This is a genomic window from Kribbella aluminosa (genome assembly GCF_017876295.1).
In the GTDB taxonomy this organism is placed as follows: domain Bacteria; phylum Actinomycetota; class Actinomycetes; order Propionibacteriales; family Kribbellaceae; genus Kribbella; species Kribbella aluminosa.
This window is the reverse complement of sequence record NZ_JAGINT010000002.1, coordinates 744,691-768,541: the sequence shown is the minus strand read 5'-3', so window position 1 is coordinate 768,541 and position 23,851 is coordinate 744,691. Positions and strand designations below refer to the sequence as shown.

Annotated in this window: 26 protein-coding genes, 1 pseudogene and 1 riboswitch; of the genes and pseudogenes, 11 read left to right on the top strand and 16 right to left on the bottom strand. The window is 69.7% G+C overall.

Going from position 1 to position 23,851, the window contains the following annotated elements; translation table 11 throughout:
• Nucleotides 1–293: 293 nt before the first annotated feature.
• A complete protein-coding gene (locus JOF29_RS25055; protein ID WP_245359436.1) occupies nucleotides 294–797 on the top strand; it encodes a WhiB family transcriptional regulator in 504 nt (167 codons plus the stop codon).
• A gap of 194 nt (nucleotides 798–991) precedes the next feature.
• Here the strand turns inward: JOF29_RS25055 and JOF29_RS25050 are convergent, their stop codons facing one another.
• Together JOF29_RS25050 and serS are read right to left on the bottom strand one after the other, a co-directional pair.
• The gene (locus JOF29_RS25050; protein ID WP_209696904.1) at nucleotides 992–1,780 is read right to left on the bottom strand and encodes an HAD family hydrolase; all 789 of its coding nucleotides are present in this window, start codon (nucleotides 1,778–1,780) and stop codon (nucleotides 992–994) included.
• Complete coding sequence (gene serS, locus JOF29_RS25045; protein WP_209696903.1) at nucleotides 1,777–3,051, bottom strand: serine--tRNA ligase; 1,275 nt, start codon at nucleotides 3,049–3,051, stop codon at nucleotides 1,777–1,779. Before serS ends, JOF29_RS25050 begins: the two co-directional genes overlap by 4 nt.
• Before the next feature lie 94 nt (nucleotides 3,052–3,145).
• Here serS and JOF29_RS25040 point away from each other — a divergent pair, with 94 nt between their 5' ends.
• Complete coding sequence (locus tag JOF29_RS25040) at nucleotides 3,146–4,744, top strand: bifunctional phosphatase PAP2/diacylglycerol kinase family protein (protein WP_209696902.1); 1,599 nt, start codon at nucleotides 3,146–3,148, stop codon at nucleotides 4,742–4,744.
• A 6-nt stretch (nucleotides 4,745–4,750) separates the two neighbouring features.
• Here the strand turns inward: JOF29_RS25040 and JOF29_RS25035 are convergent, their stop codons facing one another.
• A complete protein-coding gene (locus tag JOF29_RS25035; protein WP_209696901.1) occupies nucleotides 4,751–5,236 on the bottom strand; it encodes a DUF4446 family protein in 486 nt (161 codons plus the stop codon).
• Between the two features lie 113 nt (nucleotides 5,237–5,349).
• Here JOF29_RS25035 and larB point away from each other — a divergent pair, with 113 nt between their 5' ends.
• Nucleotides 5,350–6,066 (top strand): nickel pincer cofactor biosynthesis protein LarB, encoded by a 717-nt coding sequence (gene larB, locus JOF29_RS25030; RefSeq protein ID WP_209696900.1) that lies wholly within the window; start codon nucleotides 5,350–5,352, stop codon nucleotides 6,064–6,066.
• A complete protein-coding gene (larC, locus tag JOF29_RS25025; protein WP_209696899.1) occupies nucleotides 6,066–7,364 on the top strand; it encodes a nickel pincer cofactor biosynthesis protein LarC in 1,299 nt (432 codons plus the stop codon). Before larB ends, larC begins: the two co-directional genes overlap by 1 nt.
• Here larC and mptB read toward each other — a convergent pair.
• On the bottom strand, nucleotides 7,361–8,908 hold the full coding sequence (mptB, locus tag JOF29_RS25020; RefSeq protein ID WP_209696898.1) for a polyprenol phosphomannose-dependent alpha 1,6 mannosyltransferase MptB: 1,548 nt from the start codon (nucleotides 8,906–8,908) through the stop codon (nucleotides 7,361–7,363). The genes larC and mptB overlap by 4 nt on opposite strands.
• Entirely contained in the window at nucleotides 8,905–9,723 is an 819-nt protein-coding gene (locus JOF29_RS25015; protein ID WP_307863664.1) for a glycosyltransferase, read from the bottom strand. Before JOF29_RS25015 ends, mptB begins: the two co-directional genes overlap by 4 nt.
• Nucleotides 9,724–9,908: 185 nt before the next feature.
• On the opposite strand from JOF29_RS25015, the gene JOF29_RS25010 reads away from it, so the two are divergent.
• Nucleotides 9,909–10,499: a dihydrofolate reductase family protein gene (locus JOF29_RS25010; protein ID WP_209696897.1), complete on the top strand. Its 591-nt coding sequence runs from the start codon at nucleotides 9,909–9,911 to the stop codon at nucleotides 10,497–10,499.
• 74 nt (nucleotides 10,500–10,573) lie between these two features.
• Entirely contained in the window at nucleotides 10,574–11,773 is a 1,200-nt protein-coding gene (locus tag JOF29_RS25005; protein WP_209696896.1) for an arginine deiminase, read from the top strand.
• Nucleotides 11,774–12,017: 244 nt separating this feature from the next.
• Here JOF29_RS25005 and JOF29_RS25000 read toward each other — a convergent pair whose 3' ends face one another.
• From JOF29_RS25000 to JOF29_RS24990, 3 genes are all read right to left on the bottom strand, one after another.
• Nucleotides 12,018–12,989 (bottom strand): DUF5926 family protein, encoded by a 972-nt coding sequence (locus JOF29_RS25000; RefSeq protein WP_209696895.1) that lies wholly within the window; start codon nucleotides 12,987–12,989, stop codon nucleotides 12,018–12,020.
• 73 nt (nucleotides 12,990–13,062) lie between these two features.
• Nucleotides 13,063–13,479 (bottom strand): ATP-binding protein, encoded by a 417-nt coding sequence (locus tag JOF29_RS24995; protein WP_209696894.1) that lies wholly within the window; start codon nucleotides 13,477–13,479, stop codon nucleotides 13,063–13,065.
• 242 nt (nucleotides 13,480–13,721) lie between these two features.
• Entirely contained in the window at nucleotides 13,722–14,501 is a 780-nt protein-coding gene (locus JOF29_RS24990) for a glycerophosphodiester phosphodiesterase (protein WP_209696893.1), read from the bottom strand.
• Between the two features lie 33 nt (nucleotides 14,502–14,534).
• On the opposite strand from JOF29_RS24990, the gene JOF29_RS24985 reads away from it, so the two are divergent.
• On the top strand, nucleotides 14,535–15,053 hold the full coding sequence (locus tag JOF29_RS24985; protein ID WP_307863663.1) for a zinc-binding dehydrogenase: 519 nt from the start codon (nucleotides 14,535–14,537) through the stop codon (nucleotides 15,051–15,053).
• 46 nt (nucleotides 15,054–15,099) lie between these two features.
• Here the strand turns inward: JOF29_RS24985 and JOF29_RS24980 are convergent, their stop codons facing one another.
• From JOF29_RS24980 to JOF29_RS46060, 6 genes are all read right to left on the bottom strand, one after another.
• A complete protein-coding gene (locus JOF29_RS24980) occupies nucleotides 15,100–16,437 on the bottom strand; it encodes an LLM class flavin-dependent oxidoreductase (RefSeq protein ID WP_209696892.1) in 1,338 nt (445 codons plus the stop codon).
• Nucleotides 16,434–17,144, bottom strand: coding sequence for an ABC transporter ATP-binding protein (locus tag JOF29_RS24975; protein ID WP_209696891.1), 711 nt, complete (start codon nucleotides 17,142–17,144; stop codon nucleotides 16,434–16,436). The genes JOF29_RS24980 and JOF29_RS24975 overlap by 4 nt, the downstream gene beginning before the upstream one ends.
• Nucleotides 17,120–17,956, bottom strand: coding sequence for an ABC transporter permease (locus JOF29_RS24970; protein WP_209696890.1), 837 nt, complete (start codon nucleotides 17,954–17,956; stop codon nucleotides 17,120–17,122). The genes JOF29_RS24975 and JOF29_RS24970 overlap by 25 nt, the downstream gene beginning before the upstream one ends.
• A complete protein-coding gene (locus JOF29_RS24965; protein ID WP_209696889.1) occupies nucleotides 17,953–18,999 on the bottom strand; it encodes an ABC transporter substrate-binding protein in 1,047 nt (348 codons plus the stop codon). Before JOF29_RS24965 ends, JOF29_RS24970 begins: the two co-directional genes overlap by 4 nt.
• Complete coding sequence (locus JOF29_RS24960; protein WP_209696888.1) at nucleotides 18,989–19,546, bottom strand: flavin reductase family protein; 558 nt, start codon at nucleotides 19,544–19,546, stop codon at nucleotides 18,989–18,991. Before JOF29_RS24960 ends, JOF29_RS24965 begins: the two co-directional genes overlap by 11 nt.
• A 67-nt stretch (nucleotides 19,547–19,613) precedes the next feature.
• Nucleotides 19,614–19,685, bottom strand: a complete 72-nt coding sequence (locus JOF29_RS46060) for a putative leader peptide (RefSeq protein WP_350281628.1) — start codon at nucleotides 19,683–19,685, stop codon at nucleotides 19,614–19,616.
• Nucleotides 19,686–19,778: 93 nt separating this feature from the next.
• Here JOF29_RS46060 and JOF29_RS24955 point away from each other — a divergent pair, with 93 nt between their 5' ends.
• The 3 genes and pseudogenes from JOF29_RS24955 (at nucleotide 19,779) to JOF29_RS45525 (ending at nucleotide 20,821) form a co-directional block, all read left to right on the top strand.
• A complete protein-coding gene (locus JOF29_RS24955; RefSeq protein ID WP_209696887.1) occupies nucleotides 19,779–20,261 on the top strand; it encodes an RNA polymerase sigma factor in 483 nt (160 codons plus the stop codon).
• Nucleotides 20,254–20,496: pseudogene (locus JOF29_RS46055) on the top strand (methylated-DNA--[protein]-cysteine S-methyltransferase); the annotation flags it as partial. The gene JOF29_RS24955 and the pseudogene JOF29_RS46055, both read left to right, overlap by 8 nt.
• Before the next feature lie 211 nt (nucleotides 20,497–20,707).
• Entirely contained in the window at nucleotides 20,708–20,821 is a 114-nt protein-coding gene (locus tag JOF29_RS45525) for an MGMT family protein (protein ID WP_307863661.1), read from the top strand.
• Nucleotides 20,822–20,909: 88 nt separating this feature from the next.
• On the opposite strand, the gene JOF29_RS24945 is transcribed toward JOF29_RS45525, so the two are convergent.
• Nucleotides 20,910–21,593 (bottom strand): class I SAM-dependent methyltransferase, encoded by a 684-nt coding sequence (locus JOF29_RS24945; RefSeq protein ID WP_209696886.1) that lies wholly within the window; start codon nucleotides 21,591–21,593, stop codon nucleotides 20,910–20,912.
• Between the two features lie 99 nt (nucleotides 21,594–21,692).
• Here JOF29_RS24945 and JOF29_RS24940 point away from each other — a divergent pair, with 99 nt between their 5' ends.
• On the top strand, nucleotides 21,693–22,397 hold the full coding sequence (locus tag JOF29_RS24940; RefSeq protein WP_209696885.1) for a flavodoxin family protein: 705 nt from the start codon (nucleotides 21,693–21,695) through the stop codon (nucleotides 22,395–22,397).
• Here the strand turns inward: JOF29_RS24940 and JOF29_RS24935 are convergent.
• A complete protein-coding gene (locus JOF29_RS24935; protein WP_209696884.1) occupies nucleotides 22,394–23,719 on the bottom strand; it encodes a purine-cytosine permease family protein in 1,326 nt (441 codons plus the stop codon). The genes JOF29_RS24940 and JOF29_RS24935 overlap by 4 nt on opposite strands.
• Nucleotides 23,715–23,831: riboswitch (TPP riboswitch) on the bottom strand. It overlaps the preceding gene by 5 nt.
• Nucleotides 23,832–23,851 lie beyond the last annotated feature (20 nt).

Here is a 23,851-nt window from a genome sequence, read left to right as displayed (position 1 = left end):
AAACCGCGGCAGTGACGTCAAGAGTTATGGATCGGTGCGTCCCACGCCCGGGACGACAGGGTGGGCCGGCAACAAAGTGCGGGTCCACCGGCTAGTGGAGCCGTGCGAGCGAACGTCGTTCACCGTTCGTTCACTCGGGTCTTGATACTTGGGGAGCCTTGATGACCGTCAACAGCGCCAACCTAGCGGGGCCGGGGGGCAGTAGCTCTCGAGCGGCTGTCGACACATCTTCCAACAGGGAAGGGGCAACGACCGGCTGTATCGCCCGGACCGATGTCTTTCAGCACCGTCTGATGGAAGAGCCGCCACCTGCATCCGCAACCCGCCGTACCCGCGAGCGGTACGACCAACTCGTCCGCGAAGCGAAGGCGCTGTGCGCCTCCTGCCCGCTCTTCACCGACTGCCTGTACAGCGCGGTCGCGGAGCACGACGTGAGCGGTTTCGTCGCCGGAACCACTGCCGCACAACGGCGTTCGATCCGGAACCTGCTCAACGTCGAGGTGCAGGCCGATGACTTCGACCAGCTTGCCGGCGCGCGGGGGACGCGCCGGCCGGTGAGCCACGAAGAAGTCCTGCGGCTGCGCACCCAGTACCCCAACGACAGCCTGGAGTCGCTGGCGATGCGGCTCGGATGCTCGCTGTCGACGGTGAAGCGGCACCTGCGGCGCGCCCGCCGCGGTCAGAGCCCGGCGGCCAAGACCCCGCGGCCCCGGCCGCAGGTCACCGCGGTGCTGGACGCGTTCGACACCGTCGTCGAGCAGCACCAGCCGCGCCGGGGTAGCACGCGAGTCGCCTGACCGATACTCGGCCCGCCAGCGGACTATCGGTAACCGCTTCCTTCTTCTTTCGTCCTGGGTTCGAAGACAAGACGAAAGAAGAGAGAAGAATGAAGTTGAGGCGTGGAAAGGCCCGGAAATCCTGCACACGCAGGATTTCCGGGCCTTTTCTTGTCAACTGTCAAGGAATTCGGTTGTGACCGAAAGTGCTTGACTCAGAACCAGCGGTTGAGTACGGCGGCGACGCCGTCGTCCTGGACCGACTTGGTGACCTCGTCGGCGGCCAGCTTGACCTCTTCGGGCGCGGATCCCATCGCGACGCCGACAGCGGCGTACGTCAGCATCTCGATGTCGTTGCGGCCGTCGCCGATCGCCAGCAGGCCGGACGGATCCAGGTCGAGCTGCGCGAGCGCGACCTTGAGGCCCGTCGACTTGTCCACACCCTCCGGTGCGATGTCGAGCCATGCGGTCCAGCCGACGAAGTAGCTGACCCCGTGCAGGCCGAGCCGTTCCGCCAGCTGGACGAAGTCGCTCTCGGACTGCTCCGGGTCGCGGATGATCAGCCTGGTCACGGGTTGCGGTGCGAGCTCGTCGTCACCCACCACCCGGAACCGCGCACCCACACCGAGATCACCGTCCGGGAACGGCTCGGTGACCAGATAGCTGCCGTCGCTGTCCTCGACCGCCATCCGCGCGTTCGGCGCGTACCTGCGCACCGACGCGATCACCGTCGACGGGTCGAAGGTCCGCTCGTCGACGACCGCACCGTCCGGGTACCGCAGCGTCCGCGCACCGTTGCTACAGACAACGAATCCGCCGGCCGGCAGCCCCAGCCGCTCGGCGATCGGCTTGGTCGTCGACCAGGCGCGACCGGTGGCCAGTACGACGGGCACCTGCGCGGCGGCCCGCCGAACCGCGTCGAGGACCGCGGGCGACATCGCGTCGTCGTGGTCGATCAGCGTGCCGTCGATGTCCAGGGCAACTACTGTCGGCTGTCCCGTCATCGAGCGACCGGCTCGAGAACCTCACGACCGCCGACGTACGGCTGCAGTGCGGTCGGGACCCGGACCGAGCCGTCGGCCAGCTGGTGCGTCTCCAGGATCGCGACGATCCAGCGGGTGGTGGCCAGCGTGCCGTTCAGCGTCGCGACCGGCTGCGTCTTCCCGTCGGCGTCCCGGTGCCGGATGTTCAGCCGGCGGGCCTGGAAGTCCGTGCAGTTCGACGTCGAGGTCAGCTCGCGGTACCGGCCCTGCGTCGGCACCCACGCCTCGCAGTCGAACTTCCGGTACGCCGAGACGCCGAGGTCACCCGTGGCGGTGTCGATCACCCGGTAGCTCAGCTCCATCTTGTCGAGCATCTCCTTCTCCCAGGCCAGCAGCCGCAGGTGCTCGGCGGCGGCGTCCTCGAGCCTGCAGTAGGAGAACATCTCGACCTTGTCGAACTGGTGGACGCGGATGATCCCGCGGGTGTCCTTCCCGTGCGACCCGGCTTCCTTCCGGTAGCAGGACGACCAGCCGGCGTACCGGATCGGGCCGTTGGTCAGGTCGAGGATCTCGTCCATGTGGTACCCGGCCAGCGCGACCTCCGACGTACCGGTCAGGTACAGCTCGGGGTCCTCGAGCCGGTAGACGTCGTCGTGCGCCGTCAGGTACCCGGTGCCGCCCATCACCTCGGGCTTGACCAGCGTCGGCGTGATCATCGGGGTGAAGCCGTTCTCCACCGCCTGCTGGACGGCCAGTTGCAGCATGCCGAGCTGCAGCAGCATCCCGGCGCCCTTGAGGAAGTAGAACCGCGAGCCGCTGATCTTCGCGCCGCGCTCCATGTCGATCGCGCCGAGCAGCTCGCCCAGCGCGAGGTGGTCGCGGGGCTCGAACCCCTCGGCGGCGAAGTCGCGCGGCTTGCCGACCTCCTCCACCACGACGAAGTCGTCCTCGCCGCCCACCGGGGCCTCGTCGGAGACCAGGTTCGGCAGCGCGGCGGCCAGCGCGTCGTAGCGGCTGCCGGCCTCGTTCGCGGCGGCCTCGTTGGCCTTCACCTCGGCGGCCAGCGTCTTGGTGCGCTCCAGCAGCGCGGCCCGCTCGTCACCCTTGGCCTGGGCGACCTGCTTTCCGAGCGCCTTCTGCTCGGCCCGGAGCGCCTCGAAGGCGGAGATGGACGATCGACGCGCACTGTCGGCGACCAGAATCTGGTCGACCACGTCCGTACTCTCGCCGCGCTTGGTCAGGGCGGCGCGCACGACATCAGGGGTCTCACGGAGCAGTTTCGCGTCAATCACACCCTGAGGGTATCGGGGCGTGTCTGAAGCGGCGAAGTCTATTCGGGATGATGGGCTGGCAACAGTCACCACCGAGGGGGGATCTGAGCAGGCCATGAACCACCACCCACCCAGTACTGCGGCCGGCCGTGTGCTCACGGTGGCGCTGGGTGTGGTGCCGTTCACGGTGCTCACGGTGCTCGTGTTCGGGCACTGGCCTCCGCTCGCCCGGTGGGACCAGTCGGTCGCGGCGCGCGCCTCCGCGTACGGCGCCGCGCACGAGGGGCTGGTCGACGTCTGGCAGTTCATCGGCGCGGTGGCTGTGCCGTGGACGACCCGGGCGGTGATCGCGATCGTCGCGGCGTACCTGTGGCGCCGGCGGGCGCGGCTGCTGACGATCTGGCTGCTCACGTCCGCGGTCGCGGAGCTGGTACTCGTCCAGGTCGTGAAGGCGGTCTTCGCGCGCGAGCGGCCGGCCGGGATGCTGGTCGAGACGACCGGGTTCTCGTACGTCTCCGGTCATGCGACGGCCGCGTTCGTGATGGCCGGGGCGCTCGGCGTCGTGCTGCCGTCGGTGCGCGGCTGGCGGCGGCGGTTCCGGCTGCTGGTGCTGCTGCCGGTGATCGCGGTGGTGTGGATCGTGTCCGCGGACCGGATCGCGCTGGACGTGCACTACGTGTCCGACGTGCTCGGCGGCTGGGCGCTCGGGCTGGCGCTCCTGACCGCGACGTCGATCGGCTTCGGTCTCCGGCCCGGGCTGCGGCGGCGGCGCAGGCGGCATACGGCGTCGGAGGGCGACGGTACGACGGCCCCGCCGCGGGCGGCCGTCATCGTGAACCCGATCAAGGTCGGCGACGGCGTCGCGTTCCGCCGGAAGGTGACGCGGGCGCTCGAGGTCCGCGGGTACGACGACCCGCTGTGGCTGGAGACCCGCGAGGACGACGCCGGCAACGCGATGGCGAAGCAGGCGATCGAGAACCAGTCGGACCTGGTGCTGGTGGCCGGCGGCGACGGTACCGTCCGGGTGGTCTGCTCGGCGCTCGCGCACACCGGGATCCCGGTCGGCGTGATCCCGGCCGGTACCGGGAACCTGCTGGCCCGCAACCTGCACATTCCGCTCGACCTGGACGACGCGCTGGAGCGGATCCTCGAGGGCCGCGACCGCCGGATCGACCTGGTCGCGGTGCACGGCGACGAGCTGGACAACGACCGGTTCGCGGTGATGGCCGGGCTCGGGCTGGACGCCGCGATCATGTCCGACGCGCCGCCGCACCTGAAGAAGCAGATCGGGTGGACGGCGTACCTGGTGTCGGCCGCGAAGAACGTGAACCACCCGTCGGTGCGGGTGCAGATCACCATCGACGACGCCGAGCCGATCGAGCGCCGGGTCCGCACCGTGGTGGTCGGGAACGTCGGCATGCTGCAGGCGAACATCCCGCTGCTGCCCGACGCCCGCCCCGACGACGGCCTGCTCGACGTCGTGGTGATCGCGCCGCGGCGGGTGACCCAGTGGCCGATCGTCCTGTGGGGGATGATGACCCGCACCAAGCGCACCGACAGGTACCTCGAGCGCTTCACCGGCCGCAAGGTCGAGATCCACGCCGCCGTCGACGTCCAGCGCCAGCTCGACGGCGACCCGATCGGTCCCGGCCGCTACCTGGTCACCGAGATCGAACCGGGCGCGCTGACCGCCCGCGTCCCCAAGCGGCGGTAGGTCCTGTCAGTCGACCGTTGGGCCGGCTTCCTTGCGGAGGGTGTCGATGGCTTCTTCCTCTTCGGGGGAGAGCTTCGACTCGCTGGCGAAGGCCTTGATCTCCTTCGCGTACGTGCGGGCGTCGGCGCGGCTGTTGATCGACGTGAGGACGACGCCGTCGCCGTGGTCGTCGAGCAGTGCCATCGACCAGGAGAGCTTGCCGCCGGTGTCGCCGAACGCGTCGTACCGCACGACGACCAGATGCTGCAGGGTCTCCTTCAGCTCGCCACGGGTGACTTCGAGGTCCTTGCCGAGCCTGCGGAGCTCCGACTTCACGGTGCCGGGTCTGGCCTCCGGCTGCGCGGGCTGCGGCTCCGGTTCGGGCGGCGTACCGGATGTTGTCTGCGCAGCCGGGCCCGTCCGGGCCCGGAGAGCCTGGATCGCGAAAACCAGGGCAAGCACCGCCACAAAGAGGGCGGCGACCCCGAAGGCACCGGCTAACGTCGAAGACACGGGACTAGAGCCTAAGGCATCGCATGTGCTGCCTGAGTGTTCAGGTGATCGCACAGCGTGCGTGGTTCGGGACGGATGCGGTACGTCGGGCCGCGGCAACGTAGATTCGCGGCGTGACACATTTGCCTGATCAGGGCCCACAACCGGGCGTTCACGACCTCGGGTACGCCCGGCTCGACACCGACCGGCTGGAGCGCACCGGCGACGCCGAGGTGGTGTACGGCGCGGGCAAGACGCCGTCTCAGGTCGTGGAACTGCTCCGTACCCTGCACGCCACCCACCCCGGTCACGCCGTCCTGGCGACCCGGTTGACGGACGAGGCGCAGGCGGCGGTGACGGCCGCGCTGCCGGAGGCGGTGGTCGACCCGGTCGGGCGTACGGCGATCCTCGGCGAGCCGCCGGCGTCCCACGGGACGGTGGCGGTCGTGGCGGCCGGTACGTCGGATGCGCCGGTCGCGGCCGAGGCGGCGACGACGGCCCGGGTGTTCGGGGCCGGGGTGGACGTGATCACGGACGTCGGCGTGGCCGGGCTGCACCGGATCCTCGGGGTCCGCGAGCGGCTCGCGGAGGCGGACTGCCTGATCGTGGTCGCCGGGATGGAGGGCGCGCTGCCGAGCGTCGTCGGCGGGCTGGTCGGCGTACCGCTGGTGGCGGTGCCGACGTCGGTCGGGTACGGCGCTTCGTTCGGCGGGCTCGCGGCGCTCCTCGGGATGCTGAACTCGTGCGCGCCCGGCGTGACCGTCGTGAACATCGACAACGGGTTCGGGGCCGGCGTGTTCGCCGCTCGGGTCGCCCGGCAGTCCAGCCCCCGCGAAACCAAGGAGGCCTGATGCGCACCGCCTGGCTCGACTGCTCCGCCGGCGCTTCCGGCGACATGCTCCTCGGCGCTCTGATCTCGGCCGGGGCCGACCTGGCGTCCGTGAACGCGGCGGTCGCCGCCGTCGACCCCTCGTTGTCGGTGACGGTCGCAGGCACCTCGCGCCACCAGATCGCCGCCACCAAAGCCACGGTCGAGGTGAACGGCACGCCGCACCCGGAGAACATCCCAGACGCAGGCCACGGTCATGGGCACGGGCACGGGCACGGGCACGGACACGGGCATGGCGAGGATGGTGGTCACGAGGGCGGCACGTCCTCTCACCACCCGCACTCCGGGCCGACTCGGGCTTGGGCGGATGTGCGGCGGTTGTTGGAGCGGGCTGCGCTCGACGAATCTGTGCGGGCTCGGGCGCTGGATACGTTCGGGCGGCTGGCTCGGGCGGAGGCGGCGGCGCACGGGGTGGAGCCGGACACCGTGCACTTCCACGAGGTCGGCGCGCTGGATGCGATCGCGGACATCGTGGGTGTCGCGGCTGCCGCCGTGAGCCTCGGGCTGGATCGAGTCGTGGTGTCGCCGATCGCGCTCGGCAGCGGCAAGCAGGTCCGCGGTCAGCACGGCGGCATCCCGATCCCGGGCCCCGCCGTACTGCACCTCGTTTCCGAGGCGGGCGCCCCGGTCCTCGGCGGCACCGCGCCGTACGAGATGACCACCCCGACCGGCGCCGCACTCCTCGCCACCCTGGCCGACGAGTACGGGCCGATGCCGCCGATGCGCGTCACCGCGACCGGCGTCGGCGCCGGCGGGCGCGACCCGGTCGAGGTACCGAACATCCTGCGGGTGATCATCGGCGACTCCACCGACCGCCCGGCGACCGAGCTCGTCTACGAGACGAACGTCGACGACCTCGACCCCCGCCTGTGGCCGCAGGTCCTCGCGAAGCTGCTCACCGCGGGCGCCGCCGACGCGTGGCTGACCCCGATCCTGATGAAGAAGGGCCGCCCCGCGCACACCCTCTCGGTCCTCGTCACCAGCACGAACGCCGACGCCGTACGCCGGGTCGTCCTCACCGAGACCTCCGCGATCGGCCTCCGCGAGTATCCGATCCGCAAGCACGCCGCCGACCGCGAGTTCAGCACGATCAAGCTCGACGGCCACCCGATCAGCGTGAAGATCGCCCGGTACGACGGCCAGGTGGTCAACGTGCAGCCCGAGTACGACGACGTCGTCGCGGCCGCCACCGAACTGAACCAGCCGGTGAAACTGGTCCTGGCCCGCGCCATCGCCGCCGCCGAGTCCCTCTGGAGCTAACTGACCTCGGCGGTTTTCTGCGGCACGGGTTTCTGTTTGCGGCGGGGCCAGTCGTACGGCCACCACTGGGCGCCGTTGCGGCGGGCCCAGAGGATCAGGCCGATCAGCACGGCCAGCTCGATCGCGGGGCAGAGGGTGTCGCGGAGCCGCGAGCTGAAGAACTCCAGCGAGTCCGACAGGCTGGCGGCGACCTGCCTGGCGTGCGGGTCCCGGCCGGGCACGTACGCGATCGCGAGCATCGTCGTCCGGACGACCATCAACCCGTCGACCTTCGACGCGGCGACCGCGGCCAGTGCGGCCCAGGCGATCACGTCGTACCAGGGCAGCGAGTACATCGCGGTCAGCGACCAGGGGATCGCGTAGATCGCGGTGTACCGGATCGCGGCCGGGGTCGGGTCGTCGGGATGTGTTTGCGGCACCAACGACTTCGGGAAGACCTGCGACAGCAGGATCGCGACCACGACCAGCCCGACCCAGGCCAGGATCGCGATGACCGTCCGGACCAGACCGTTCGGCAGGAACAGGCCGAAGAGGCTCAGCAGCACCTTGTGCGGCGTACCGGTGGAGATGAACGACGTCTGCGACCGCGCCTGCTGGAACGCCTGCAGGCCGACGATCGCGTACAGCCCGCCCATGGCGATCGCGCCGCCGCCGCAGAAGTACAGGCACTTGCGCCGGTCGGCCCGCAGCGCCCAGAGCATCGCGATGCCGACCAGGCCGATCGACAGCTTGGTACAGCCCGCGACGCCGAGCATCAGGCCGGCCAGGAACACGTGCCGGCGGAACAGCACCAGCGCGACCACCGCGAACATCACCGCGATCGAGTCGTTGTGCGCGCCGGCCAGCACCGCCCACAGGAGCAGCGGGTTCGCCAGGCTGAGCATGATCACGCGTCGTTTGGCCGGCAGGTCCTTGCCGACCAGCTTGACCAGCAGCAGACCGGTGACGACCAGGCTGATCGCGACCGACACCTGCAGCATCCACACGGTGAGCTGCGCGGAGTCGCCGCCGATCAGCGAGGACAGCCACTGTATCCAGGTCGCGATCGGCCCGTACACGCTGCGCGCGCCCTGCCACGGCCGCTCGGTCGCGGTGATCACCGGGTCGTACCCGAGCCGGATGGTGTCCGCGGGGGAGGCCGTGTACGGATCGCCGCCGAGCGCCATGATCCGCCCGTACGCCGCGTAGATCAGCACGTCACCGGACGCCATCGGCGGGACCAGTGTGACGGCCGCCGTCGTACCGATGCCCAAGGCAATCAACCGGTCGACGCGCGGCGCCCAGCCGTGCCGTAGCGCCTTGGTGGCAAGGTAGACGCCGTACCCGCCGAGCAGGATCGCGACGTAGATCATCACCGACACGAGCCAGTCGTTCGGCTTGGCGTCGAACCAGTACGACGGGAGCCACGGGTGCCGGTTGGTCAGCGTCAGCACCACGACGGACGGACCGAGCAGTCCGACCGCGACGATCAGCGCCGTACACGCGAGGTAGAGGGCGACAGCGCGGCGGCCGTACTTCTGTCCGAGCTCGAGGTCGGTGCTCATTGCGCGGACTTCCGCGGGAACAGGCTGCGCAGCGACGGTCCACCACCGTCCGCGGGCAGCGCACTGCGAGCGGCGAGCGCACGCCGGACGTGCAGGTACTGCTTCGCGCGGTGCAGCTGCCCGCGCAGATCGGTCCCGGTCGCGCGGTGCCGGACCTCGATCGGCACCTCCACGATCCGGAAGCCCTTCCGCCCGAGATCGATCGTCAGCGCGGTCTCGACCCCGAACCCGGCGGCCAGCGGTACGGCGGAGTCGAACGCTGCGCGGGTCAGACAGCGCTGCCCGGACAACGGCTGCTCGGGCGCCCAGCCCGTCGCCTCCCGGATCCCGGCCCGCGCGAGGCGGACGACGAACCCGTGTCCGCCGGCCTTGGACCCGTCGGCACGGACCTGTGCCGGCAGCGTCCCGATGGTCATGTCCGCACGGCCCGTCTGCACCGGCTCGATCAACGGTCCGGCCGCGGCCGCGGTCTCGGTCAGGTCGGCGTCCAGGAACAGCAGGTGCCGCGGGCGGGCCCCGTCGCGCTCGGCGACAGCCGCCGCGCCGGTCTCCATCGCCGCGGCCTTCCCACGGTTCCGCTCGTGCCGTACGACGACGGCGCCGGCCTGCTCGGCCACCTCGGCCGTCCGGTCCGTGGAGCCGTCGTCGACGACCACGACCAGGTCGACGCCGATGATCTTGTGCACCGCGTCGACGGTCGCCGCGATCCGGCCGGCCTCGTCCTTCGCCGGAATCACGCAGGCGACAGCACGCTCGAACGGTTCCTTGTCGTCGGGCGTTTCGTCGGGCTTTTCGAGCACAGCATCACCGGGCACAGCACCGCAGCCTAGTTCCTCGGCAGGCGATCGATCTCCTCAGTATCGGCCACCTGTGGAGATCTCGTTCTTTCGAACGATCGGCCGGGCGCGCGGGCGATATCGGCCAGCTGGCAGATGTTCCGCCGGGGCGACGGCAGCAGGATGTGAGACATCAGCAGAACCGAACCGGAAGAGGTACCGACATGACCCGCACCGTGGTTGCCAACTTCTCACTCTCGCTCGACGGCCGCACCAACGGTGCCGGCGGCGACTACGACATGAGCTGGATCGTGCCGCACGCGATCACCGAGGGCGCCCGCGAGCACATGCTCCGGGTTACCGGACCGGCCACCACCGCCCTGCTCGGCCGGAAGAACTACGAGGGCTTCGGCAGCTTCTGGCCGTCGGTCGCCGACGACGAGAACGCCGCTCCGCAGGACCGCACGTTCTCCCGCTGGCTGAACGAGACCGAGAAGGTCGTCTTCTCCACAACCCTGACCGAGGCCCCGTGGCAGAACTCCCGGATCGCGGACGGCGAACCGGCGGACGTGGTCAAGCGACTCCGCGCCCAGGACGGCGGCGACATCATCGTGCTGGCCAGCTCCAGCGTGATCCGCGCGCTGCTCGCCGCCGACGAGATCGACCGCCTCAGCATCACCCTCGCCCCCGAGCTGGTCGGCGGCGGCGCCCGCCTGTTCGAGGACGGCCTCCCGGCCACGTCCTGGAAGCTGGCCGCCTCGACCCCCACCGAGTCGGGCGCCCTCTGCCTGTTCTACGACCGCGTACGTGACTGATATTGTCGGACAATCAGACAGATTAGCGGGATGGTCGTAGCGTGGTCGGTAGACCGCGACCGAAGGGCGGACGGATGGCTGACAGGACGTACGGCGTCGACAGTGAGGTCGGCCGGCTGCGAACGGTGATGCTGCACCGGCCCGGCAACGAGCTGCGGCGCCTCACGCCGCGGAACAACGACAAGCTGCTGTTCGACGGCATCCCGTGGGTCGGCCGGGCGCAGGACGAGCACGACGCCTTCGCCCAGGCCCTCCGCGACCGCGACGTCGAGGTGCTGTACCTCGGCGAGCTGCTCACGGAGTCCCTCGACGACCCTGAAGCCCGCGCCCAGGCGGTCGTGGGCGCGACCGAGGACCTGCGGCTCGGCGACACGCTCCGCGACTACCTGCGGGCGTCCCTCGGCGACCTCGATCCGGCCGCGCTGGCCGAGGCGCTGATGGCCGGCGTACGCAACGACGAGGTGCATGCGGGCGGGTTGGTCACGTCGCTCCTGGCGCACGAGGACTTCCTCATCGACCCGCTGCCGAACCTGCTCTTCACCCGCGACTCGAGCGTCTGGATCCGGGACTCGGTCGCGGTCACCTCGCTGGCGATGCCGGCCCGGATCCGCGAGACCCAGCTGACCGAGCTGATCTACACGTTCCACCCGCGGTTCGCGGGCGCCGACAAGGTGTACGACCACCAGTTGGAGCACCTCGAGGGCGGAGACGTCCTCGCGCTCGGCCCCGGCGTACTCGCCGTCGGGGTCGGGGAGCGGACGACGCCGGCCGGCGTGGAGCGGCTGGCGCGGCGGGTGTTCGCGAAGGACCTGGCGCACACCGTGCTCGCCGTACCGATCGCGCAGCAGCGGGCGACGATGCACCTCGACACCGTCTGCACGATGGTCGACACCGACGCCGTGCTGATGTACCCGAACATGGCGGAGGAGATGCGCGCGCTCGCGGTCACCACCGACGGCGAGCAGCTCCACATCGCCACCCCCGAACCGTTCCTGGTCGCCGCCGCGAAGGCGCTCGGCATCGACACCCTGCGCCGCATCGACACCGGCCTGGACCCCGTCACCGCCGAACGCGAACAGTGGGACGACGGGAACAACACCCTCGCGGTCGCCCCGCGGGTCTGCATCGCGTACGAACGCACCGTCGAGACGAACGCCCGCCTCGAAGAGTCCGGCATCGAGGTCCTCCGCATCTCCGGCTCCGAACTGGGCTCCGGCCGCGGCGGCCCCCGCTGCATGTCCTGCCCGGTACTCCGCGCCCCACTCACCGCCTGACCCGACCCGGCTGCGGGCTGGCGTGAGGCCTGCGACACGCGGAGTGAAATCGGGGCTTGTGGCGGGCGGGCATCCTGGGTAATCTTCATGCCTAGGCCCAGGCCCTGTTGCTCCCCCGTCAGCAGGACTTGGGCCGTCCACGTTTCTGGGCCAATTTGAACGATCATGGCCTAGACCATTGCAAGACAGCAGAACGCCCACCTCAGCACCAGCTGAGGTGGGCGTTCTCGCTTCCCGGGGCGGGTCAGCGGATGGTCAGTTGGCGGCTCGCCAGACCGGCCTTGGCGGCCCGCTCTTCGGTGGTCAGCGGGGCCTCGGTCGCCAGTGCCTTCTCCAGGGCGGTGGCGAAGTCCGCGGCGGGCTTCTCCACGTCGGCGGCTCCGGTGCCGGCCGGCAGCTCCCAGACCGGGGCCAGTACGCCGAGCGCGCGGAAGGAGCCGATCAGGCGGCTGCCGTCGACCAGCGCCGAGGAGCCCGCGGCATGCAGGCGGGCCAGGGCGTCGAGGAGGGTGTCCTCGGTGTGCGGCATGACCCAGCGGAGGTAGATGCGGTCGCCGATCTGGGTCCAGTACGCCGCCTCGACCGACTCCAGCCGTACCGTCGGAGCAGCGGCGGCGTTCGCGCGCTCGAGGCCGGCTGCGACCTCGCCGGTCGGGTCCTCGACGTTCTCGCCGACCCAGTAGTCGAAGCCTTCGTGGACCTTGATGTCGAGCGGCTTGCCGGTGTCGATCAGGTCCTGCAGCCGCGGGCCGTCCTTCATCAGGTCGCCGAGCTGGATCGGGTTGCCCGGCTCGGTGCGGAGTGCGGCGGTGATCGCGTGCCCGAGGTCGCGGCTCGGGTCTCCGGAGGAGGCGTGCGTCTGCAGGCCGATCCAGATCGTCTCGTCGTCGCGGACCAGACCCGGCATCGCCATCGGGAGCAGCGTCACCAGGTTCACCACCTTGCCGGCGTTGTCGCCGGCCAGCTCGACCTGCACGCTGCCGGACGGGACGATCTCGCGGAACGCGATCAGGTCACACTCCGACGGCAGCCCCTCGAACGGCCGGACCACGAACGCGTCCGCCGCCTGTGCGCGGTCCTTGCCGTGGCACTGCTTGAACCGCTTACCCGAGCCGCACGGGCACGGTTCCCGCGGGCCGACGTCCACCAGGTCGGCCGGGTCGAGCGTGACGGTCGGAGTCGTGTTCTGCGCGCGCTGCCGCGACTTCTTTCCCATAACCCCGCAGTCTTACAGCCCACACCACCCCAGAGCCAACCGACCGAACGCCCGGCACTGGGCGCCGGGCCGGTCAGTTGGGGATGGTGGCGTGCACGGTGCGGTGGGTGGCGGCGGTCCGGACGTCCCAGCCGGTGGTCAGTACGTCGACGATCGCCAGGCCGCGGCCGCCGATGGATTCGGGGTGCGGGTCGGTGATGCGCTGCGGCTCGGTGTCACCGCGGCCGTCGGTGACCTCCACGTGGATGCCGGCCGCGTCGATCCACCAGGCGGCGCGGACGTCGCCGGTGGGCAGTGGCGGGGCGTACCGGATCGCGTTCGAGAGCAGCTCGGAGAGAACGAGCTGGGCGTCGTCGGAGGCGGTGCGGGCGACCCGGTAGCGCTTCAGGTAGGCGCCAAGACGGCGCCGGGCGTCCGCTACCGCGGACACTTCGTGCGGCAGTACGACGTCCACGACGCTGACGTCGGCGGGCAGGGTCGCAGAGGACAAGCAGGGTCTCCTCGATGATCGGTTCAGCCACTGGGAGTTCTGCCCACGAACCCGGCCCCGAAAACACCCGCAGGTATTCCGTTACATAGCCCTCTGCGGAGTCCCGCCTAAACCCCCGGAAACCGTAACGAAATCGACGGAATTGAACGTTGCAATAACCGCCCGCATTCACCCCGCTACGTATCCAGACCGGCGTGACGCAAGCCACACAATTCCGTCCCGGCGTGTCACAAACCCGCAGGTCAGGGGCGACGTCCTACTTCTTCCCCCAGTACTCGCAGCGCCATGTCCGGGCGGTCGCTGATCACCGCGTCGACGCCGATGTCGCGGCACTGCCGGACGTCGTTCTCGGCGTTCACGGTCCAGACGTGCACCTGATGCCCGTGTTTGTGCGCGCGGTCGACGTACTCCGGGTTCGCGGTGACGATCGCCAGGCTCGGTCCGGCGTACGAAACGCCGGCCGGGAGGGTGCCGTCGCGGAAGCGCAGCGGGATCCGGTCCATCAGCAGGACGGTGCGCAGGCCGGGGGCCAGGGCGCGCATCCGGCGGAGCGAGAGCCAGGAGAAGCTCATCACCCGGACCGGCGACTCCGTTCCGAGCCGCTGGTGCGCCCAGCCGAAGCGGTCCAGGGCCTCGACCAGGCGGCGTTCGACGAGGCCGGCGTACCGGGTCGGGTGCTTGGTCTCGACCGCGAGCTCGACCGGCCGCCCGGCGTCCCGGACGGTCGCGAGCAGCGTCTCGAGGGTGAGGACCGGCTGCCGGTCGTCCCCGTTCTTCCAGGAGCCCCAGTCGTACCGCTCCAGCTCCGCGAGGCTCATCCTGGACACCACGCCGGTGCCGTTCGACGTACGTTCGATCCGCCGGTCGTGGACGCAGACCAGGTGCCCGTCCGCGGTCAGCCGGACGTCACACTCGAGGCCGTCCGCGCCGACCTCGATGGCCCTGCGGTACGCCGCGAGCGTGTGTTCCGGGTCAACCGCACTGGCTCCGCGGTGGGCGACAACGCGCGGGTTCTTCCGCATGGAGAAACTCTTTCACAGGGTCGGCCATCATGGGTGACCAATGCCTGGTTCCCGCTGATCTCCGGGATCGAGGCGGCCGGCACCGTCGACCTGGCACCCGGCGGCGAGTTCGCACCGGGGCAGCAGGTGGTCGTCGTCGGCGTCGATCACCCGATCGTTGACGACGGCAACGTCGCGGAAAAGGTCCGGGCCATTCTCCCGGACGGGGTGCACACGGCACTTGAACTGGTCGGCACGAATGTTCTCCCGGACACCCTCAAAGCGACGGCCGTCCGCGGGACTGTGTGTTTCACCGGAATGCTCAGCGATACCTGGACGATCCCCGACTTCTACCCGATGGACTACCTTCCGAACGGCGTCCGGCTGACCGCGTACGGCGGCGAGAGTTCGGACCTGCCCGCCGAGACGTTCCAGCGGTACGTCGACCTGGTCGCGGCCGGCAAGCTCCCGATCCGGATCGACCGTGTCTTCACGATGGACGAGATCGGCGAGGCGCACCGCATCATGCAGGACGGCAAGGCCGTCGGAAAGCTGGTCGTACAGGTGGAGTGATGGGCTGATGCTGGGCCGGCCACCTGACGGGCCCAGCACCAGCGGATCAGGCGGTCGCCTCCTGCAGCGACGGCGTGCGGCCCGCGGGGCGTGGGAGGCCGTAGTGGTCGCGCAAGGTCGTGCCGGTGTACGACGTGCGGAACAGGCCGCGCGCCTGCAGGATCGGGATCACCTCGTCGACAAACGTCGTGAGCCCGGACGGGAGCACCGGCGGCATCACGTTGAACCCGTCCGCCGCGCCCGCCTCGAACCAGTGCTGGATCGCGTCCGCGACCTGCTCCGGCGTACCGGTGAACGTCCGGTGCCCACGCCCGCCGCCGAGCCGGCCGATCAGCTCGCGGACCGTCAGGTTCTCGCGGCGGGCGAGCGTGACGATCAGCGTGTACCGGCTCTTCGCGCCCTCGATCTCGTCCTCGTCCGGGAGGTCGGCGGGCAGCTGCTGGTCGAGCGGCAGGTCCTCCGGCGAGACCCGGAGCGTCCGCGCCAGTTGCAGCCGGGCGTACTCGGGCCGGATCAGCGAGTCCAGCTGGTGCTCCAGCCGCTGCGCCTCCTCGACCGTGGACCCGATCACCGGCACGATCCCGGGCAGGATCTTGATCGTCGACGGGTCCCGCCCGAGCGCGACCGCCCGCCCCTTGAGGTCCTGGTAGAAGTCCTGCGCGTCCTCCAGCGTCTGCTGCGCGGTGAACACCGCCTCGGCGTACCGCGCGGCCAGCCCCTTGCCGTCCTCCGACGACCCGGCCTGCACGATCAACGGATGCCCTTGCGGCGACCGCGGCAGGTTGAGCGGCCCGCGGACCTGGAAGTGCCGTCCGCTGTGGTCGATCGGTACGACGCGCTCCTGCACGGCCCAGACGCCCTCGGACTTGTCCGCGACCGCCGCGTCGTCCTGCCACGAGTCCCACAGCTGGTACGCGACCTCCAGGAACTCGGCGGCCCGCTCGTACCGCTCCGCGTGCGACGGCTGATCGCTGAGGTTGAAGTTCAGCGCCGCCTCGGGACCGGCCGTGGTGACGACGTTCCACCCGGCCCGCCCGCCGCTCACGTGGTCGACGCTGGCGAACCGCCGGGCCAGGTTGTACGGCTCGTTGTACGTCGTGGACGCGGTCGCGATCAGCCCGATCCGCGATGTCACGGCCGCGATCGCGGTCAGCAGCACGGTCGGCTCCAGCGACCCGGCCGGCCGCCGACCCACGTCCCCGAACAGCACCGGCGAGTCCGCGAAGAAGATCGAGTCGAAGAGACCGCGCTCGGCGAGCTGCGCCAGCTTCTGGTAGTGCTCGACCGACGTGTTCGCGAACGGGTCGCTCTCCGGCAGCCGCCAGGACGCCTCGTGGTGCCCGGTGCTCATCAGGAACGCGTTCAGGTGCAACTGCTTGCTCATACCGAGACCCCCAAAGCGTCGAGAAGCCGCGAGCGGACCGCGGCGAATTCCGGATCCGCCGCGCTCCGCGACCCGGTCAGCGTGATCGTCTCCTCGGCGACGATCCGGCCGGCGTCGAGCACGATCACCCGGTCGGCCAGCACGATCGCCTCGTCGACGTCGTGCGTCACCAGCAGCACTGCGGGTTGGTGCGCGGCGCACAGCTTCCGCAGCAGCGCGTGCATCTTCAACCGGGTCAACGCGTCCAGCGCCCCGAACGGCTCGTCGGCGAGCAAGAGCTGGGGCTCGCGGACCAGCGACCGGGCCAGCGCGACCCGCTGCTGCTCACCACCGGACAACTCGTTCGGCCAGGCCTTCTCGCGACCGGCGAGCCCGACCTCGTCCAGGCTCCGGCGACCGCGCTCCTCGGCCCCGCCCAGTCCGAGTACGACGTTGTCGAGAACTCTTGCCCACGGCAACAACCGCGAGTCCTGGAAGACCACCGACACGTTGGCAGGGACGACGAGCTCACCGGATCCGTCGACGTCGTAGTCGAGCCCGGCCAGCGCCCGCAACAGCGTGCTCTTCCCGGACCCGCTCTTCCCCAGCAGCGCCACGAACTCGCCGGGCTCGATGTCAAGGTCCAGCCCGTCCAGTACCGCGCGCTCGTCGTACCGGCGGACGAGATCACGGACCTGGACGGTCAGGAGGCCAGTGTGCGTCGCCATGACAGGGCCCTCCTCTGGATCAGGCGGACGACCCCGTCGGAGAGCAGACCCAGGACGCCGTACACGACCAGGCCGACGATGATGATGTCGGTCTGCCCGTACGTGCGGGCCAGCTCCATCATGTAGCCGATACCGCTGGTGGAGTTGATCTGCTCGACGACGACGAGCGACAGCCAGGCGCCGGTGACCGCGAACCGCAGTCCGAGCAGGAAGCCGGGCAGCGCACCCGGGAGTACGACGCGGCGGATGAACTGCCACTGCGAGAGCCCGACGGTCTGCGCGAGTTCGACGTACCGGCTGTCGATCGTGCGGAGGCCGTTGTGGGTGTGGAGGTAGATCGGCACGAACACCCCGAGCAGGATGGTGACGACCTTCATCGACTCGCCGATCCCGAGCCAGAGGATCAGCAGCGGCAGCAACGCCAGCGACGGGATCGCCCGCTTGATCTGGATCGGGCCGTCGAGCACCGCCTCGCCGATCCGGGACAGGCCGGAGATCAGCGCCAGTACGACGCCCAGCACGATGCCGAGCGCGAGTCCGAGCAGGGCCCGCTGGGCGGACGTCCACAGGTTCGACTGCAGGCGGCCGTCGGAGATCAGTTCGCCGGCCGTGCTCACCACGGTCCACGGCGCGGACAGGATCCGTTGGTCGATCCAACCAGCGGCGGACCCGACGCTCCAGATCACCAGCAGGAGTACCGGACCGATCGCGGCGCCGAACCTGATCGGCCTACCCGGTCCGAGCCGACGGCGCCGTACGACGGGGCTCGCGGCGGCCCGGGTACGGAGCCCGGGCAGGGTGGTCGCGCTCATTTGGCACCTGCCTTGATCGCGTCGGCAGCGACGGTCTGGAACCGCAGGTCGAACAGGTCCTTCGCCTGGATCACCGGGTTGCCGGTCTCCTTGGCGAGCAGTTCGATGGTCTGCTGCTGGCGCTGGATCGCGGCGCTCCAGTCGGCCGGGATGTCCGGGTGCCCGGCGTTGTCGACCAGCCACTGGCCGTCCGCCGCGCTGAGCCCCTGGTCCTTCACGTAGTACCCCTCGATCCACTCCTTGGGGTGCTTGTCGATCCAGTCCTGCGCGACGCCCCAGGCAGCGACGTACGCGCGGATCGCGGCCGCCTTCCCGGGATCCTCGAGCGACTCGACCGGGCCGTAGAGGTGACCGGCGTCGTCCCGCAGACCGTGGTCGATCACGGCGCCACCGTCCTTGCCGTACTTCGCCAGGTACCGCTTGATCTGGACGCCGCCGATCGGGGCGACATCGACCTGCTTGCCGGCGAGTGCCTGCACGTAGACGTCACCCGTGCTGGGCAGCTCGACCAGCTTCACGTCCTCCTTGGTCAGCCCGGCCTTCTTCAGCACCTTCAGGATCAGTGCGCCCTGCGCCTGCCCCGGGCTGTACGCGATCTTCTTCCCGCGCAGGTCGCCGAGCGTCTTCACCGACACCCCCGGCGCGATGCCGAGCTTGTAGATCGGGTGGGCGATCGGGTCCAGCCGGAACTTGGAGGCGACGATCTTCACGTGCAGACCGGTCCAGGTCGCGTTGATCGACGGGATCTCGGCGACCGACCCGAGGTCGAGCGCGTGTGCCCGGAACGCCTCGGTGGTCTGCGGACCGCCGCTGAGGTTCGCGAACTGCACGTACTTGGACACCTTGTCGTACTGGCCGGACAACTTCAGCGCGACCTCGGTGGCGGGATCGCCGACGACGATCTTGGTGCCGTCCGGGATCGTGGTCGGGAGCGCGGCGTCGAGCGACAGCTTCGCGGCGCCGCCGGCGTCGGCCTTCGCGCTGCAGCCGGTGACCGCGACGGCGAGGAGGGCGAGAATGGTCAGGAGGCGTTTACTGGACATGGTGGGCTTTCGCGTAGTTGCCGTCGTGGTAGAGCAGCGACTCGTGCTCACGGCGTTCGGTGTGGGTGGCGAGGCGGGCGACGACCAGGTAGTGGTCGCCGACCGCGAAACAGTGCTCGACCTGCGCGCGCAGGAGGCTCGGGGCGTCGTCGAGGGCGGGTTCGCCGGTGGCCAGCCGGGACCAGCGGGTCGGCTCGGCGAACCGGTCGATCCCGCTGGTCGCGAACCGGCCCGCGATCGCGTGCTGGTCGGCGGACAGGAAGTTGATCACCAGGCTGGTCGCCGTACTCACGGTCGGCCAGCTGGACGCGCTGGAGGCGATCGCGAACGAGACCAGCGGCGGCAGCAGGCTCACGGACACCAGCGACGTGGCGGTGAAGCCGACCGGTCCGTGGCCGGCGTCCGCGGTGATCACCACGACGCCGGCGGCGTGCCGGCGGAAGACGGACTTGTAGACGTCGGCGTCCACGATCCGTTCCTCGGCGCGGTCGGGCACGACGGACAGGGCAGGACGGTGCAAGGCAGCGTGCGGTTCAGGCACAGACATGTCTCTCCCTCGGGAAGGGCGATACAGGAGGTATGGCGGAGCTCGCCGGGAATGACGGGATGGCGCGTCAGCGACAGGTGGCGCTTGCCGTCCGCAGCAGGTCGATGACGCGACGGCGGGTGAGGTGGGTCGTCGTCATGTCAGCTATCTTCGCATCATTGTCTACTGGTCAACTAGACAATCTCGTGATCCGGACTCACACGCCGGACCGTGCGTGCGTTCTACTGGCGTGATGACTACGGGGTTGCCGCCGTTCCAGGCGCTGGTCGACGAGCACTGGCGGGACGTCGCCCGGCTGGCGCGGGCGATGGCCGGTCAGGACGGCGACGACGTCGCGCAGCGCGCCTGGGAGAAGGCGTACGCGGCGTACCCGACGCTGAAGTCGGCGAAGAACCTGCGCAGCTGGCTGCTCACCATCACCGCCCGGTGCGCGACCGACGTACACCGGGCGCGGACACCGCAGCGCCCGCTGGAGGAGGCGCCGCCGGTCGCGGTCGACGGCCCGGAGGCCGCCGCGTGGCCGGACCCGGACCTCTGGCGGGCGGTGAACCAACTGCCGGAGCGGCAACGCTTCGCGATCACGCTGAAGTACGTCGGCGACCTGGACCACCACGGTGTGGCCGCCGCTCTGGACACCACGCCCGCCGCGTCGCGCCGACTGGTCAGCGACGCGCTGGCGACCTTGCGCACGAAACTCGGAGTACACGATGACTGATCTCGAGAGCCGGCTCACCCGGCTGAACACCCCCGACCCGAAACCACCCGTCTTCCCGGACGCCGACGTCGCCTACACGCTGCACGACACGCCGATCGGCACGATGCTGCTCGCGGTCGCGTACGGGAAGGTCGTCGCGAGCTCGTTCGGCGACGAGGAGACGATCACCGCCCGGCTCGCCCGGTCGGTGTCCCCGCGGGTACTGCGGCAGCCGCGACCGCTGGACGACGTACGGCGGCAGCTCGACGAGTACCTCGACGGGCGGCGGCACACGTTCGACCTGGACGTCGATCTGGTGCTCGCGTCGCCGTTCCAGCGGCTGGTACTGGAGGACCTTCCGGAGCACACCAGCTACGGGCGGACCACGACGTACGGCGCTGTTGCCGTCGGCATCGACAAGCCGAAGGCGGCCCCGCGCGGTCGGTACGGCGCTGGGCGCGAACCCGGTGTGCGTCGTCCTGCCGTGTCATCGGGTGATCGGCGCGAACGGCGCACTCACCGGCTACGCGGGCGGCCTTGACGCGAAACGGTTCCTGCTGAATCTGGAAGCAAAAAGCTGACATTTCCGGAGTTGTCCGGAATGGATTTAGACTCGCTGGACAAGGAGCAGATCCCCAGTGTGGAGTGGGGATCTGCTTCTTTGACACGTCAATTAGCTGCTGGTGCGTGAATCTCCAGAATGAGTCGCCGGCGACCGCCCCAGTCGCGCTTGTAGACCTTGTAGTCGTCGATACCGGCGGCCGCGCAGAGGCGGCCGTAGCTGATCTCGTCGTGGATGAAGTGCACGCTGCTGCGGTCGTCGTCGTGCTCGGTGGTGACGATCCGGTGCTCGGGCCCCTGGCGCATCCCGTTCGCGATCTCACCCGCGGTCGCAGGTCCCCACACCGGACCTTCGATGACCGCGACCCCGCCCGGCTTCAGCACCCGGGAGATCTCGCAGATGGTGGAGATCTGCTCGTCCTCGGCGAACAACTCGTGGAACGCCGTCCACAGGCAGATCACCGCGTCGAACGAGTCCCACCGGTACGGCAGGTCGGTCATCGAACCGATCGCCCAGTCGATCGCGAGCTCCTCGCCGACAGCCTGCGCGCGACCGGCATCGACCAGGTTCGGCGAGATGTCCAGCGCGCGGACGACCTTGCCGGCGCGCCGCAGCGGCAGCGCGATCCGGCCGTACCCGCAGCACAGGTCCAGCACGGTTTCCCGGCCGACCAGCAGTTCCTCGACCGCCTTGACGATCGCCGCGTCCCGCTCGGGCGTCGTACGCGCGGCCAGCCCGTCGGCCCCTAGTTCCGCGTACTCGGCCCGGCTGCGCAATGCGGAGTTCAGCATGGGCGTCAGTATCTCGGTCCACACGGTTCAGTGCCAGTCGCGGGTGTGGAAAGCGTCCCGTAATAGCTGTCCACCCGGTCGGGACGCACACTGAGGACCGTGACGAACTACGACGATTTGAGTGCGCTCTTCATCAACTGCACGCTGAAACGGTCACCGGAACGCAGCAACACCGAGGGCCTGCTGGAGGTCAGCAGGCGGATCCTGGACAAGCAGGGCGTCGCGACCGAGGTGATCCGTGCCGTGGACCACGACATCGCCACCGGGGTCTGGCCGGACATGACCGAGCACGGGTGGGCGACGGACGCCTGGCCGTCGATCCAGGCGAAGGTGATGGCCGCCGACATCCTGGTGATCGCCGGGCCGATCTGGCTGGGTGACAACAGCTCGGTCACCAAGCAGGTGATCGAGCGCCTGTACGGCAACTCGTCGATCCTCAACGACCACGGCCAGTACGCGTACTACGGTCGCGTCGGCGGCTGCCTGATCACCGGGAACGAGGACGGCGTGAAGCACTGCGCGATGAACATCCTCTACTCGCTGCAGCACCTCGGATACACGGTGCCGCCGCAGGCCGACGCCGGATGGATCGGCGAGGCCGGTCCGGGGCCGTCGTACCTGGACGAAGGATCCGGCGGTCCGGACAACGACTTCACCAACCGGAACACCACCTTCATGACCTGGAACTTGTTGCACCTGGCAAGGATCCTCAAGGACGCCGGCGGGATCCCGGCGCACGGCAACCAGCGCTCCGAGTGGGACGCCGGCTGCCGCTTCGACTTCGAAAACCCCGAGTACCGCTAGGCGGCCGGCCGGCGGGCGATCCGGCCGAGGAGCACCGCGGCGGCCATCGAGACCAGGATCGAGGTGTACGTCGCGCCGAGCCAGCCGGGGACCGGGTGGTGGTTGAAGACGGCCTGCTGGACGCGTGTCCAGAACGGCGACCAGCCGGCCACCGTGCCCGGGTTCACCAGCTGGTACGCGACGAAGCCGATCAGCCAGGCGACGGCCGGCTGCCAGCGGAACCTCGCCGTACTCGACACGTCCCACCGCATCCTGCTGACCAGGAAGAAGTCCGCGATCGCGACCGCGAACAGCGGGATGAAGACCGAGCCGATCAGGTACAGGAACTGCGTGTAGTTGCCCAGGTTGATGAACATCGCGATGCCGGTGGCAACGACTCCGATGGCGACCGAGATCCACCGGCGGTCGATGTGGCCGATCAGGTTGTGCAACGACATCGTCGTCGAGTAGACGTTCGCGTACGCCTCGTCCACCTCGTCCACCAGCAGGACGAACAGTGCGATCGCGCCGGCCGGGAGGGTCACGAGCGCGGTGATCACGTCGTCGGTGTTCGTCTGCAGCGTCGCCACCGCGAACACGCCCAGCGCGTAGTAGATGATCGCCGCCAGACCGTAGCCGAGGGCGGAGCTGCTGAAGGCCGCCTTGTTCGTGCGCGAGTGCCGGGTGTAGTCAGCGGCTAGCGGGGCGAACGACACCACGCCGGCGGCGGCCAGGTCGACCGCGGGCCAGAAGCCGTAGACGTTGTCCTGCGGCAGCGCGTGCACCGGCTTGGTGAGCACCTGGACGAAGAGGTACGCCGAGGCGATCAGCACCAGCCAGACCATGAACTTCCGGAGCAGCTTCACACTGCCGAGCGGACGAACCGCCATCGACGTGGCGATCAGACCGGCCAGCAGGACGAACAGCCAGCGCCAGCTCGGACCCGTCACCGCGACCGCGGCCTGCGAGATCACGATGATCTCCATCGTCGCCCAGCCGATGTTCTGCGCGATGTTCAGCACCGTCGGCGCCACCGACCCGCGCCGCCCGAAGATTCCCCGCAGCGCCACCATCGCGGGTGCACCGGTGTGCGAGCCGAACACGGCCGAGCCCCCGAGCACGAGCGCGCCGAGCCCACAGCCCACGACGATCGCGAGCAGCCCCTGGGCCAGTGACCCGGTGTACGCCGCCACCAGCGCACCGGTCACCGGTCCGAACAGGGAGATGCCGAGGTTTGCCCAGAGCGTGAACTGCGGGAAGAACCCGAGCGTTCGCGGAGTGTCGGTGGTCAGGACGAGCGGCGCCTCGACCCGATCCGCAGGACGAACAGTTGTATCGGTCATAAGTGACCCCACTCCCTACGCCGGCATTACCCGGTCAGGTTCAGGCGGTCGGCGACCCAGCTGTCGCCCTCTCAGCCCGCGCTTCTCGGTGCGAGCTCCCGCATAGGTTTGTGCTGCTGAGTCTAACTCGAC